The organism is Streptomyces sp. NPDC096079 (assembly GCF_040303145.1).
Classification (GTDB): domain Bacteria; phylum Actinomycetota; class Actinomycetes; order Streptomycetales; family Streptomycetaceae; genus Streptomyces.
On the sequence record NZ_JBEOST010000006.1, the window covers coordinates 55,824 to 69,648 of the forward strand.

A 13,825-nucleotide genomic window follows, 5' to 3' on the forward strand; every position below is an offset into this window, starting at 1 on the left:
CGCCCATGGTGGTGCGCCCGGCCGCGGCCGACAAGCTCCCGCGCGCCCCGGCATATGCACCCTGTCCGGGACCGCACCCCGACCCCTCACGTACAGTGGGGCCCGGGCCGTGACTGGCGCTTGAGGTGGATCACCACCGGGGAGCGGCCCGGCGGAGCGCGCCCGACGGCGCGACCGTGACGCTGCCGTGCGCCTGGGCGAGAAACCAGTCAGAGACGACGCCCAGGAGTTGCCATGTCCACCAGCACCGCCACCCTCATGGACGGCACCGCCCTCGCCCGCCGCACGGTCGAGGAGACCGCCGCCCGCGCCGCCGAGGTCACCCGCCGCACCGGCGTCACGCCGTGCCTCGCGACCGTCCTGGTCGGCGCGGACCCGGCTTCCGTCACGTACGTGAAGATGAAGCAGAACCGCTGCGCGAAGGCCGGAATCCGCTCCCGGCACGTCGAGCTGCCCGCCGAGACGACGACCGAGGAACTCGTCGCCGCCATCACCGCCCTGTCCGAGGACCCCGAGGTCCACGGCATCCTCCTCCAGCACCCGGTCGGCCCGCACATCGACGAGCGCGCCGCCTTCGAGGCCATCGCCCCCGAGAAGGACGTCGACGGCGTCACCATGGCCTCCTTCGCCGCCATGGGCTTCGGACTGCCCGGCTTCGTCTCCTGCACGCCCGGCGGCATCATGCGCCTCCTCGACGCGTACGACGTCGAACTCAGCGGCAAGCGCGCCGTCGTCGTCGGCCGCAGCGCCATCCTGGGCAAGCCCGCCGGACTGCTGCTCCTCGGCCGCGACGCCACCGTCACCTACTGCCACTCCCGCACCAAGGACCTCTCCTCGGTCGTCCGCGAGGCCGACGTCCTCGTCGCCGCCGTCGGCAAGCCGAACTTCATCAAGGGCGAGGACATCAAGCCGGGCGCCGTCGTCATCGACGCCGGCTACAACCCGGGCAACGTCGGCGACGTCGACTTCGCCTCGGCCGCCGAGCGCGCCTCCCTCATCACCCCGGTCCCCGGCGGCGTCGGCCCGATGACCATCGCCGTGCTCCTGGCCCAGACGGTCGAGGGCGCGGAGCGCCAGCTCGGCCTGTAGGCGGCTGTGACCGGGCGGGGCGGCGGCGACGCGGAGGGGACCGTTACGGGGTGGCGACCGTGGACGGGGAGGGCCGTGACGGGGGAGTGGCTGTGACCGGCGGCGCCGTGACGGGCCGGCTGCTGTGAGGGGCGGCGACCCTGATGGGGGGAGCGGCCGTGACGGGCGGCGCCGTGACGGGCCGGCGGCTGTGAGGGGCGGCGACCGTGATGGGGGAGCGGCCGTGACGGGACGGCGTCCGTGACGGGCGAGCCGTCGCGGCGGGGGCGCGTGCGGTCCGCGATGGTCACGATTCCGTACCTGCCGCGCCCGGCGGCCGGTGAAGGCTGGCCCCGCCGCCGTCGAACGGCGAACCTGGTCCCTGTGCCCCACCCGTCCACCGACACCCCGCCACCCGAGCCCGGCCGTCCGGGCGCGTCCGACACGCCCGGCGCACCCGACGCGACTGGGCGGCCCGGTCCCGCCGCGCCCGGTCCGGACGGGACCCGCGCCGACGAGCCCCTCGTCGCCGGTGCCGAATCGGCCTGGTCCGCCGCCCGCTTCGTGCGGCTCGGCGCGGCACGGCCCGGACCGGCGGCGCGGCGCGCACGCTGGTTCGGCGTGCCGCTGGTGCCGCTGCTCACGGCCGCGCTGGTGGCGGGCGCCTTCCTGAGCGTCCGGGGCGGCCCGGACGGCGTCGGACTCGCCGACGGGCACCCGGGCGGGGACCCGATCGGCGCGCCGTCCGCCGTCGACGAACGCGGTGCGGCCCCGGCCGAGCCCACCCGGACAGCAGACGGGGCAACGGCCGACACGCCCGGCGCGGCGACGCCCACACACACCGCGGGCACGGACGGCCCGCCGACGCGCCCTGCGCCGGAGGACCGTGCGCGGACGCCGCGGGCCGGCACGTCACCCACGCCCCTCCGGTCCGGGAAGACCGCCCCCGGGCCGGTCGCCACGCCGTCGACAGGCGCCACGCCCACCGGACGCCCGAGCGGCGACCGGCGCCCCGGGCACGCCGTCTCCTTCGAGGCGCTCCGCGTCGGCGAGTGCTTCGACATCGACCGCGACGCGCCGGGCACCGCCCTCCGGCGGCGCTGCGACACGCCGCACCACGCCGAACTGATCGCCCGTCCCCGCCTGGTCGGCACCTTCGCCACCGACCAGGCGGTACGGGAGGCGGCCACGCTGCTCTGCCGCGAGCCGCTCCGCCGGAAGGCCGCCCGGCAACCGCTCGGCACGCGCTGGAAGACCTTCGTCCAGTACCCGTACCGGACGAGTCACCTCCTCGGCGCGGACACCGTCGCCTGCAGCCTGGCGGCCACGTCCGGCCGGCTCACCGGCCGACTCCAGTAGCGTTCGGCCGGCTCCAGGGGCACCCGGCGGCTCCGCTGCCCAACGGCCTGACGGCAGCCTCCGGCACGCTCACTCACCCGCTCCCGCCGCTCCCGCCGCGAACGCCGTCGCCAGGGCCGCCGCCGGGTCGCGTTCCGCCGGGCCGGCCGGCGACCAGCGCGCCCCCGCCTTGAGGTACGGCCACCAGCGACCGTCCTCACCGAGCCGCAGCTGCGCCTCCGCACCCACGACCGTCCACCGCGCGCCGCCGGCACGTCGCAACACCGGCCGCTCGTCCTCCGCCCAGGCCTCGGCGAGCCGCATCCCGGCCCGGTCGAGCGCCCCCGCGTCCGGCGTCCACTCCTCGTCCAGTACGGCGAGGGCCGCGGCGCCCCCGAACCGCCACGCGCGCGTGGCCAGCTCCAGCTCCGCCCGCGACCTGCCCGAACCGGACGCGAGCCGCGCGGCGATCCAGGGCACGGGAGCGCCCGCGGCGAGCCTGACCGCGTCCTGGGCGACCGTGAGACCACCCCCGGCCGGCCCTGCCTGCTCGCCGAGCAGCCGGTGCGCCCGTGCCGCCGCGTCCGCCGCGAGGAACTCGAGGGCCGCCGGGTCGACGCCCGGCTCCGGAGGGGTGTCGGTGTCCAGGGACGGCGTCCGGCCCGGGGCGTCCGGGACGACCGGGGGGGCGGGCAGCGGCGGCACGAGGAACCCGGCGGCGAACGCCTCCTCCGCCGACACGCCCGGCATGCCACCGACCTCCTGGACCCCGGCGCCCGCCTCCCCGTCCTCTCCGTTGTGCGCGGACGGCGCGGCGGCCCGTGCGGCACTGCGCGACTGCAACTCCTCCAGGAGGGTGCGCTCGCCACGCCCTCGCATCAGGAGGAGGACGAAGGGGTCCTCGTCGAGGAGGCGGGCGACCTGGTAGCAGAGCGCCGCCGTGTGCGGACAGTGGTCCCAGGCCTCGCAGGCGCATTCCGGGTCGAGGTCCCCGATGCCCGGCAGCAGGTCGAGCCCGGCGGCCGCCGCGTCCTCCACGAGGTGCGGCGGCATCTCGCGTTCGAGGAGCGCCGCGATGTGCCCCGCGCTGTCCACGGCGAGGTCGAGGAGGCGGTCCCACTGTTCCTCGGAGAACTCCCGTACGAGCACGTCACCCCGGTACGCCGTGCCGTCACGGTCCTTGACCAGCGCGGTGATCCGGCCGGGGCGCACCGACACGGCGCCCACCGCCCCCGCGCGCGCGTGCCGACGTCCCGCCTTGAGCTGCTGCCCGTCGAGCGCCGAGTCCTCCAGGGCCTTGAGCCACGCCCGTCCCCACCACGTGCGGGTGAACCCTCCGTGCGCGGGCGGCAGTGCGTCGAACGTCCGCTCGTCGTCACCGTGACCGTGACCGTGACTCTGTCCGTATCCGCTCATCGTCCGTCTCCCCGCAGTCGCACCAGCTCCGCCAGTTCGGCGTCGGTCAGTTCGGTCAGTTCCGGCGGGGCGTCCCCGCCGGCACCGAGGACGGTGTCCGCCAGCTCGCGCTTGCGGTCGAGCATCGCGGCGATCCGGTCCTCGATCGTGCCCTCGGCGATCAGCCGGTGGACCTGCACCGGCCGGTCCTGCCCGATCCGGTACGCGCGGTCGGTGGCCTGGGCCTCCACGGCCGGGTTCCACCAGCGGTCGTAGTGCACGACGTGTTCGGCGCGGGTCAGGTTGAGCCCCGTGCCGGCGGCCTTCAGGGAGAGGAGGAAGACCGGGACCTCGCCGCTCTGGAAGCGGGCGACCATCGCCTCGCGTTCGGCCACGGGGGTCCCGCCGTGGAGGAACTGCGTCCGTACGCCCCGGGCCGCGAGGTGCGTCTCCAGGAGCCGGGCCATCCCCACGTACTGGGTGAAGACCAGGGTGCACGCCCCTTCGGCGGTGATCGTGTCGAGGAGTTCGTCGAGCAGTTCCAGCTTGCCCGAGCGGCCCTCGATCCTCGGCCGCTCCTCCTTGAGGTACTGCGCGGGGTGGTTGCAGATCTGCTTGAGGCCCGTCAGGAGCTTCACGACGAGGCCCCGCCGTTCCATGCCGTCCGCCTCGGCGATCGCCGCCAGCGTCTCGCGCACCACCGCCTCGTACAGACCGGTCTGTTCCGGCGTCAGGGAGACGGTCCTGTCGGTCTCGGTCTTCGGCGGCAGTTCGGGGGCGATGCCGGGATCAGACTTGCGCCGGCGCAGCAGGAAGGGCCGGACGAGCGCGGCGAGCCGTGTGGCGGCGGCCGGGTCCTGTCCGCCCTCGACGGCCGCGGCGAACCGGTTCCTGAACGCGCCCAGGGTGCCGAGCAGGCCCGGTGTGGTCCAGTCGAGGATCGCCCACAGTTCGGAGAGGTTGTTCTCCACGGGCGTGCCGGACAGCGCCACGCGCGCGCGTGCGCCGATGGTGCGCAGCTGCCGGGCCGTCGCGGAGTACGGGTTCTTGACGTGCTGCGCCTCGTCAGCGACGACGAGTCCCCAGTTCCGGTCGGCGAGCCGCTCGGCGTCGAGCCGCATGGTGCCGTACGTGGTGAGCACGAAGCATCCGTCGGTGAGCCCCTCCAGGTCCCGGGCCGCTCCGTGGAAGCGCCGCACGGGGGTGCCGGGCGCGAACTTCTCGATCTCCCGCTGCCAGTTGCCCATTAGTGAGGTCGGGCAGACGACGAGCGTGGGTCCGGCCGATTCCGGGTCCGCCTGACGGTGCAGGTGCAGGGCGATGACGGTGATCGTCTTGCCGAGGCCCATGTCGTCCGCGAGACAGCCGCCGAGACCGAGCGAGGTCATCCGGTGCAGCCAGTCGAGCCCGCGCAGCTGGTAGTCGCGCAGGGTGGCGGTGAGCGCCGGGGGCTGGACGATCTCCGGCCGGTCGCCCTCGGGCTCGGCGATCCGCTGCCTGAGCCGCTCCAGCCAGCCCGTCGCGGCCACCTCGACGCGGCGTCCGTCGACCTCGGTCGTGCCGGTGAGGACGGCCGCGAGCGCGTCCACCGGGGTGACCTTGCGGTCCTGTTGGGCACGAGCCCGGCGTACCTCGGTCGGGTCGACGAGGACCCAGCGGTCGCGCAGCCGGACGAGCGGGCGTCCGGCCTCGGCGAGCCGGTCGAGTTCGGCCCGGGTGAGTGCGTGGTCGCCCACGGCGAAGCGCCAGTTGAAGGCGAGCAGGGAGTCCGCGCCGAGGAAGGAGGGCAGGGCGGAGGCGCGGGCGGCGTCGGCGAGGCCCGGAGCGGGGCTGCCGTCGGCGTCCGCGCCCCCCTCTCCGCCCGTGCCCGAGTGCGCCGGCCGGACCGTCCCGACCGGCCCGATCTCCGCGTGGGCGGTGAGGCGGTCGGCGAGTTCTCTCGGCCAGTGGACCTGGACCCCTGCGGCGGCGAGGGCCTCGGCCGCCGGCCCCAGGAGCTCCGCGACCTCCTCGTCGGCGAGTTCGACGGTGTCGGGCACGGCCGCCGACAGGAGCGGCGACAGCGGGGGCCAGGCCCGGGCGGCGCGTCGGAGCGCGACGAGGGCGTCCATCCGGGCCCGGGGGCCGAAGGCGGTGCCGGCCCGGCCGGACCCGGCCCACACGTCCGCCGCGTCGGCGATCAGGGTCGGGTCGGAGACCCCCTGCAGCTGGAGCACCGCGAGGAAGGCGGGCGCCTCCTGGGCTTCTGCGGAGAAGCCGGGGAGTTCCAGCCGGAGCGAGAGCCGGACGCCCGCGTCGTGCACCGCCGCCACGTCGGCGGCCCACGCCCGCTGTTCGGGAACGCGCTGCGGTGTGTCGTCCGCGAAGGCGGGGCCGCCGGCCGCGAGCGGGGCGGCCGGGGTGCGCGGCAGCGTGTCGGCCACCGCGTCGGCGAAGGCGCGCAGCAGTGCCTCGGGTTCGGGGAGCAGCAGCGGCTCGTCGAGGGACAGGGGTACGGAGTGCGCGACGGGCGGCATCGCCGCGGCGAGCGCGCGGAGGTCGGCCAGCTCCCCGGGGCCGAGCGGCCCGGCACGCCAGGCGTCGTGGTCGCCGGCGGTGACGCCGGGCAGCAACAGGCCGCGGGCGACGAGGTCAAGGGCGAGGAGGGAGGCGGCACCCCAGAACGCGGCGGCGGGGGAGGCCGCGTCGGAGAAACGGGCACGGGCGAGCAACGGCAGGGCGTCGCGTACGGACAGCGTGCGGGCGGGGACGGTCACGGCCTGGAGCGTGTCGCCGTCGACGACGGTGATCACCGTGTCGTCCGGGGTGGCGTCGTCGCCGATGGCCACGGCCTGGAAGGTGTCGCCCTCGACGACCGTGTTCGCCGTGTCGTCCGGCGAGGCGTCGGTGCCGTCCGGCCACGGTTCGCCGTCCGCCGACCAGAAGGCGACCCGTCCGGAGCGGGGCGGGTCGGCGGGGAGGAAGACGGCCGGATGACGGAGGAGTTCGTGCGGTGGGAGGGAGGTTTCCAGAGCGGGTTCGCGGGCCGATGCATCGGATCCGTGCGAGAGCGACAACGCATTCCTCAAATTTGACTACTGGGAGACCGAGTCGCCGATGGTACCCGAGAGGATCCCCGGACGAGCACCCTTGCGAAGTGATCCGCGCCACACTCACGCCTCACCCGCGCGTGGTCCGGAAGGGGTAGGGCTCGCCCCACCCCCGCCCCCCGGCGCACCCCCGGCGGTGGACGGGTGGTGACGCCATGGCCCCGGACGATCACCGATCCGTAGGTTCTCGGTAGGCGCCCACCGACCGAGAACCGACCCGCACCGATCCGTCAGAACGACAGAAACCGGAGCCCGCCATGTCCCAGGCCACCGTCCTGCCCCCGGCCGCCGCACCCCGTGCGGCGTCCGAACGCGCCCGGGGCGCCAGCGAGTTCAGCCCGCTCCTGCGGACGGTCAGGGAACAGGGCCTCCTCGAACACCGCCCCGGCTGGTACGCCCGCGGCATCGTGGTCAACCTCCTCGGCATCGCCGCCGTCGTGGCCGGCCTCGCCCTGATCGGGTCCTCCTGGTGGGCCCTGCCGCTCGCCGTGCCCCTCGCACTGTTCTCCGCCCGCGCCGCCTTCGTCGGTCACGACGCCGGCCACGCCCAGATCACCGCCGACCGCAGGGTCAGCAGGATCCTCCAGCTCGTCCACGCCAACCTCCTGCTCGGCATGAGCAGGGAGTGGTGGAACGACAAGCACAACCGCCACCACGCCAACCCCAACCACCTCGACAAGGACCCGGACGTCGTCGCCGACATCCTGGTCTTCGCCGAGCACCAGACGACGGGCCGCACGGGCCTGCGCGGGTTCCTCACCCGCCACCAGGCCTGGCTGTTCTTCCCGCTGACCACGCTGGAGGGCATCGCGCTCAAGGCGTACGGGATCCAGGCCCTGCTCGCCGAGGACGGCCCCTGCCGCACCCGGAAGGAGCGGCTCGTCGAAGGAGCGATGCTCCTGGCCCACTTCGCCGGCTACGCGACCCTGCTCCTCACCCTCCTGACGCCCGCCCAGGCCCTCGTCTTCGCGCTCGTCCACCAGATGCTCCTCGGCGTGCACCTCGGCATGGCCTTCGCCCCCAACCACAAGGGCATGGACCGGCCGGACGAGCACGAGGACGGCGACAGCTGGGGCCATCTGCGCCGCCAGGTGCTCACCTCGCGCAACATCCGGGGCGGCGTCCTGACCGACTGGTTCCTCGGCGGCCTGAACTACCAGGTCGAGCACCACCTCTTCCCGAGCATGCCGCGCCCGAACCTCCGCCTGGCCCAGCCCGCCGTCCGCGCCCACTGTGCCGCTCTCGGCGTCCCGTACACGGAGACCGGCTTCGTGGACTCGTACCGCCAGGCCCTCGGCCATCTGCACGAGGTGGGCGCGCCGCTGCGTGCCGAGGGCGCGGCGTAGGGTCGTACGGCGAGGCGCGATGTGATCATCGGTCCGGGCGGGCGGCGTGCCGCGGCCCGGGGCGGCAGAGAAAGGGGACCTCTCACCATGAGCGACGCCACCGTCACCACGGTCAGCAGCAACGGCACGTACTCGTTCACCAAGCCCAACAGGGAGGGCATCACCCTCCTCGCCGGGCTCGGAGTGGAGGGCGACGTCCACGCCGGAGTGACGGTGAAGCACCGCTCCCGTGTGGCGCAGGACCCCACCCAGCCCAACCTGCGGCAGGTCCACCTCATCCACTCCGAGCTCTTCGACGACGTCGCCGGTGCCGGCTTCGAGGTCGCCCCCGGCGACCTCGGGGAGAACGTCACGACCCGGGGGATCGACCTGCTCTCCCTGCCCACCGGCACCCTCCTGCACCTCGGCGCGGAGGCCGTCGTCGAGGTCACCGGCCTGCGCAACCCCTGTGCGCAGATCGACGACTTCCGGCACGGCCTGCTCAAGCAGGTCGTCGGCCGTGACGAGAACGGCCGGGTGGTGCGCAAGGCGGGCATCATGGGCGTCGTGCGCACCGGCGGCGAGGTGCGGCCCGGCGACCCGATCCGGGCCGAACTCCCGGCGGAGCCGCACCGTCCGCTGGAGCGCGTCTGACCGTCCGGTTCCTCACCCCTCCAGTGCGCAGGAGTTGACCACGTCACCGCTCGCGGGCCGCGCGATCGTCCGGTCCGCGGGCGGCGCCGTGCCCTCCTCGACCCAGCGCGTCAGGGCGTCGAACGCGGAGCGGTAGCACGGCAGGATCGGCCGGAGCCGGTCCGGGTACGTGTCGTACAGGCCGTCCGTGTGCGTGCCGTCCTGCACCGTGTAGTACCGGTGCAGCCCGCCCCGGCCCCGCCCGTCGATCATCCGCGCGTACACGTCGGAGTCCGTCGCGATCGGCAGCAGGGTGTCGAGGTCGCCGTGGAGCGTGATGAGCGGCTTGCCGATCCGCCCGGTGAGCGCCACCTTCGCGACCGCGCGATGCACGGCCGCCGGCCGGGTGGCGTAGTCGTACGAGGCGTCCGAGGCGCAGGGCGCGAAGATCTGCTCCACGGTCCCGCCGGCCGTCGAGCCGGGGCAGGACGGATCGTACGAGGGGTCGAACTCGGCCCGGAAGAGCTTCTGCGTCAGGCCCCAGTAGGCCTTCTCGTGATACGGCCAGAGGAACCGCGAGCCCGGCGCGAAGCCCGCCGCGATCAGGTCCTCGTCGGTGGCGAGGCCCTGGGTCCTGGCCACCGTCACCGGCAGGCTCGTCAGGAGGTTCGGGCCGCGCGTGGTCCACAGCACGCCCTCCCAGTCGACCCCGCCGTCGTACAGCTCGGGCCGGTTCTCCAGCTGCCAGCGCGTGAGGTACCCGGCGTTGGAGATGCCGGTCATGTACGTGCGCTCCGGCGCGTGGCCGTAGCGCTGCCGCACGGCCTTCTTGGCGGCCCGGGTCAGCTCGGTCACCCGGCGGTTCCACTCGGCGACCGCGTCTCCCGGCTCCCGGCCGTCGGTGAAGAAGTCCGGACCGGTGTTGCCCTTGTCGGTGGCGGCGTACGCGAAGCCCCGGGCGAGGACCTGGTCGGAGATCAGCGCGTCCGTGGAGTACTGGCGGCGGCTGCCGGGCGAGCCGGTGACGACGAGCCCGCCGTTCCAGTGGTCGGGCAGCCGGATGACGAACTGCGCGTCATGGGCCCAGCCGTGGGTGGTGTTGAGCCGGGAGTCGTCGGGGAAGTAGCCGTCGATCTGGACGCCCGGCACCCCCGAGGGGTTGCGGGTCGCCTTGGCTGCGAGCCCCGCCTGGTCCGCCGGATCGGTGTACGGCGTGCCGGCGAGCCCGGCGGTCGTGAGGTCGTCCAGACAGGCGGACTGCTGGCGCTCGGCGCCGGGCACGCGGACCCGGTCCTGGCGCGCGCAGTGCGCGGCGGACGGAGCCTCGGCCCCGGCGGGGCTCGCGGGCCCGAGGACGGTGACCCCGGTGAGGAGCGCGGCGAACAGGGAGACGCCTGGGATCAGGCGCATGATGAGCCTCCGGTGGGACGGCGGAAAGGGGGTGCGGCGCCACATCGTGCGGTGCACCCCCACCGCCGGGCCATGGTGTGGAACCACACCACGGGCCATCGCCCTATGGGGAGCGGAGACGGGTCGGACTATGGGGAGCGGAGACGGGTCGGACCGGCGGAAGCCCTCAGGCGGGGCGCACGGCCATCGCGTCGAGCGCTTCGAGGAGGGCAGGCAGCCTGGGCCCCCGGATCACCGGCAGGACCTCGCGCGGCAGGTCGTCGAGCAGGACGAACGCCATGTCGTCGGTCCTGGCCACGAGCGACCAGCCGGGGCCGTCGGCACGCAGCATCCCGGAGTCCGCGCGCACGCGGCCCACCGGCGGGGGCTCCTCCAGATAGCCGCGCAGCTCCGCCAGGACCTTCCGGACGCCCGTGTCGGGGCCGGGGCCGGGGGCGGGGGCAGGAGCGGGGGCGGCATCGGCGGCGGGTGCGGAGTCGGCGTGGCCGCTCTCCCGGCCCGCGTCGCTCACCCGGGACCTCCAGGTGTCCCAGTGGAGTGCCACCTCGTCGGCCCCGAGACGGCGGTGGGCGGGACCCCACCCCTCGCCGGAGGGCGGTGTCAGGGGTGCGGGGTCGCCCTCCTCCGGCTCCGGGTCGTGCGGGGCGGGGACGCCCGGGGCGACGGTCGCCACGGGCAGCGGCCAGCCGGGCAGCCCCGCGACCACCGAGTTCTCGTCCGGGGAGAGGTCGTAGGCCATGCCGCAGTCCCACGAGGAGATGGCCACCGCGACGAGCGACACGTCGTCGACGACGACCGTCCACCGGGCCCCGAGCCCGTCCTGGCCGAACACGAGCCCGTACCCCTCGGCGTACGGCTGCAGGCCCAGTGCGGCGCAGGCCGCCGGGTAGTCGTCACCGAGCACGCTCGGGAAGCGCGCGGGCGTCAGCAGTGCCGCGGTCAGCACAAACAGCGCGTCGGCATCCGCCTCGGCGATCGGGTCCGTCCCGGTCACGGCATCCTCCCCATCGGTCGTCGGCGCACCGTACCAGTGGGTAACCCGTCCGTCGAGGGTCTCCACCAGGGAACCCCGACGCTTCGGGACGCCTCCGTCAGGTGTCGGCGGGCCGGCGGGCCGGCGACTGGTCCCGCAGACCGAGCAGCGAGCGGGCCACGGTGCGGGGTGACTGGTTCCGTTCCCGCGCGAGGGTCAGCAGCGCCCGGCAGGCCAGCTCGTTGACCCCGAAGGACAGCATGCCGGGGGAGACCCGGCTCGCCGCCTCCTCCGCCCGCGCGGGGTCGTCCTCGGCGCAGGCGGCCACGTACTCGGCGGCCGCCTCGAAGAGGTTGTGGCCCTGCCGGGGGCGCGGTGGCGCCGGCGCGGCGGCTTCGGGGGCCTTCCGGCCGGAGGGGAGGAGTCTGCGCAGTCTTTCCGGAACTCGTGCCACGGCCCGCCGCCTTTCCCGGGCACGACTGCCCGGCAACTCCACGGTAGACAGTGAAGTGCCGGTAAAGAAGGGTGCGTTGGTATCGGTGAGGGGAGACGGTCGGAGATCACTCCGGAAGCGGGGGCTTGTCGGGCCGCAGGAGCGGGAGGTTCTTCTCGACGGCCCTGTTCCAGGAACCGTCGCCGACCATCCGCGCGAGCGCCTCCTGGACCTCCGTCCGCAGGGCGCTGCCCTTGCGGAGGCCGATGCCGTAGCGCTCCTCGGTCAGACGGAAGCCCGCGAGCTTGAACCGGGCCCCGGAGCCGTCCCCCGTCGCGTACCCGGCCAGGAGCGCGTCGTCGGCGGTCACGGCGTCGACCTGGCCCGTCTTCAGCGCGGTCATGCACTGCGTGTACGTGTCGTACGTCCGGACCAGTGCCTGCGGGGCGATCAGGGTGCGGATGGTGAGGGCGGAGGTGGTGCCGGTGGCCGTGCAGACCTTGCGACCGTTCAGGTCGGACCGTTCGGTGACGGGGGAGTCCGCCATGAGCAGGACGTCCTGGTGGGCGACGAGATAGGGCCCGGCGAAGTCGACCTGTTTCTTCCGCTTCTCGTTGATCGCGTACGTCGCCACGACGAGGTCCACGTCGCCGCGGGTGAGGAGCGACTCGCGGGTGGACCCGAAGGCTTCCTTCCACGTGATGTCGGCCGGTTCGTGGCCGAGGGCACGGGCGATGTAGGTGGCCACGTCCACGTCGAGCCCCGCGTAGGTGCCGTCCGGCTTCTTCCACCCCATGCCGGGCTGGTCGAACTTGATGCCGATCGTGATGCCGGGGGAGCCACCGGATGGGGGCTTCGTGGTCGAACCGGTCGAGCCGGTCGAGCCTGACGTGCTCGTCGGGGTGACGGGGGAGGACGGCTGAGCGCTGCGCGGGCCGGCGGCGCGGCCGTCGTCCGTACCGCCGTCGCCGCCGGGCAGGAGCCTCCAGCCGAGTACGCCGCTCAGCACCACCGCCGCCGCGGCTCCCGCGTACACCGCACTCCGCCGCTTCCCCGGCGCGGACGGTTCCGGCGCGGACGGGTCGGGCGGTGCGATCCGGTAGGACGTGGCGGTGTCGGGCGCGGAGGCGGCGCCCGCGTCTGAGGCGGCTCCGACGGGTGGCTCGGCTGTCGCTGCGGCCGTCGCGTCAGCGGTCGCCCCAGCTGTCGTTTCCGCTCGTGCCTCCGCTTCGGCGAGGAGCCGGTCCAGCGTCTCGCCGTCGGGGCGCGCCGCCGGGTCCCGTACCAGCACTGCCGTCAGGGCCCGCGTCAGCGGCCCCGCACGGCGGGGCGGCGGCACGTCCTGTCCGAGTACGGCCGCGAGCGTGGCCAGCGTGTTGGCGCGCCTCAGCGGATGGCGGCCCTCCACCGCGACGTACAGCGTCATCGCCAGCGACCAGAGGTCGGCGGACGGACCGCCCTCCTCGCCGCCGACGCGCTCGGGAGCCATGTAGTCGGGCGTACCGATGATCGAGCCGGTGGCGGTCAGGGCGGTGGCCCCGTGGATCGCCGCGATGCCGAAGTCGGTGAGGACCGGACCGTCCTCCCGTCGGAGCAGGACGTTGGCGGGCTTGATGTCCCGGTGCTGGATGCCCGCCGCGTGCGCGGCGCGCAGGCCCGCGAGGATCCCGCGCCCCAGCGTGGCCGCCTCACCGGGCGTCAGGGTGCCCACGTCGAGGCGGTCCTGGAGCGAACCGCCGTCGACCAGCTCCATCACGAGCCAGGGGTACGTGCCCTCGCCGCCGTCCACGATGTGATGGATGGTCACCACCCGGGGATGCGCCACGCGCGCGAGTGCCCTCGCCTCGCGCAGGACCCGGATGCGGAGCTCCCGGGCCGCCCCGGGGTCGTACTCGGCGAGAGCCGGGTCCGGCGGGCGCACCTCCTTGAGGGCCACCTCGCGGTGCAGGGCCAGGTCCCTGGCCCGCCACACGGTCCCCATGCCGCCCCCGCCGAGCCGTGCCACCAGCTCGAAACGGCCGTCCACCACGCGCGCCACCCGCTGCTCCCTCACCCCGAAACGGCCCCCGGCGAGGACGTGGTGAGTCCCCGGGGTCCGAACGCCGGCCCCGCACCGACTCTGCCACACGACGCCCTCCCGTCCGACGCGTATGCCCGGCCC

Annotated in this window: 10 protein-coding genes and 1 riboswitch; of the genes, 4 read left to right on the forward strand and 6 right to left on the reverse strand. The window is 74.7% G+C overall.

All coding sequences use genetic code 11. The features are described 5' to 3' along the window. Positions 1-99: 99 nt before the first annotated feature. A riboswitch (ZMP/ZTP riboswitch) is annotated at positions 100-206 on the forward strand. A gap of 28 nt (positions 207-234) precedes the next feature. After that, positions 235-1,089, forward strand: coding sequence for a bifunctional 5,10-methylenetetrahydrofolate dehydrogenase/5,10-methenyltetrahydrofolate cyclohydrolase (locus ABTY59_RS14500; protein ID WP_352019259.1), 855 nt, complete (start codon positions 235-237; stop codon positions 1,087-1,089). 363 nt (positions 1,090-1,452) lie between these two features. Further along, entirely contained in the window at positions 1,453-2,427 is a 975-nt protein-coding gene (locus tag ABTY59_RS14505; protein ID WP_352019260.1) for a hypothetical protein, read from the forward strand. Positions 2,428-2,496: 69 nt separating this feature from the next. Here ABTY59_RS14505 and ABTY59_RS14510 read toward each other — a convergent pair whose 3' ends face one another. Both ABTY59_RS14510 and ABTY59_RS14515 read right to left on the reverse strand, forming a co-directional pair. Then, positions 2,497-3,822 (reverse strand): SWIM zinc finger family protein, encoded by a 1,326-nt coding sequence (locus ABTY59_RS14510; RefSeq protein WP_352019261.1) that lies wholly within the window; start codon positions 3,820-3,822, stop codon positions 2,497-2,499. Then, on the reverse strand, positions 3,819-6,857 hold the full coding sequence (locus ABTY59_RS14515; protein WP_502995367.1) for an SCO1167/SCO6262 family helicase: 3,039 nt from the start codon (positions 6,855-6,857) through the stop codon (positions 3,819-3,821). The genes ABTY59_RS14510 and ABTY59_RS14515 overlap by 4 nt, the downstream gene beginning before the upstream one ends. A gap of 290 nt (positions 6,858-7,147) precedes the next feature. On the opposite strand from ABTY59_RS14515, the gene ABTY59_RS14520 reads away from it, so the two are divergent. After that, the gene (locus tag ABTY59_RS14520) at positions 7,148-8,236 is read left to right on the forward strand and encodes a fatty acid desaturase family protein (protein WP_352019262.1); all 1,089 of its coding nucleotides are present in this window, start codon (positions 7,148-7,150) and stop codon (positions 8,234-8,236) included. 87 nt (positions 8,237-8,323) lie between these two features. Next, positions 8,324-8,869 (forward strand): MOSC domain-containing protein, encoded by a 546-nt coding sequence (locus ABTY59_RS14525; protein WP_352019263.1) that lies wholly within the window; start codon positions 8,324-8,326, stop codon positions 8,867-8,869. Positions 8,870-8,881: 12 nt separating this feature from the next. On the opposite strand, the gene ABTY59_RS14530 is transcribed toward ABTY59_RS14525, so the two are convergent. The 4 genes from ABTY59_RS14530 to ABTY59_RS14545 form a co-directional block, all read right to left on the reverse strand. Next, positions 8,882-10,258 (reverse strand): tannase/feruloyl esterase family alpha/beta hydrolase, encoded by a 1,377-nt coding sequence (locus ABTY59_RS14530; RefSeq protein ID WP_352019264.1) that lies wholly within the window; start codon positions 10,256-10,258, stop codon positions 8,882-8,884. Positions 10,259-10,424: 166 nt separating this feature from the next. Then, positions 10,425-11,252, reverse strand: coding sequence for a hypothetical protein (locus ABTY59_RS14535; protein ID WP_352019265.1), 828 nt, complete (start codon positions 11,250-11,252; stop codon positions 10,425-10,427). Between the two features lie 97 nt (positions 11,253-11,349). Then, on the reverse strand, positions 11,350-11,685 hold the full coding sequence (locus ABTY59_RS14540) for a hypothetical protein (protein WP_352019266.1): 336 nt from the start codon (positions 11,683-11,685) through the stop codon (positions 11,350-11,352). A 106-nt stretch (positions 11,686-11,791) separates the two neighbouring features. Continuing rightward, positions 11,792-13,645, reverse strand: coding sequence for a bifunctional serine/threonine-protein kinase/glutamate ABC transporter substrate-binding protein (locus tag ABTY59_RS14545; protein WP_352019590.1), 1,854 nt, complete (start codon positions 13,643-13,645; stop codon positions 11,792-11,794). Positions 13,646-13,825: the final 180 nt, after the last annotated feature.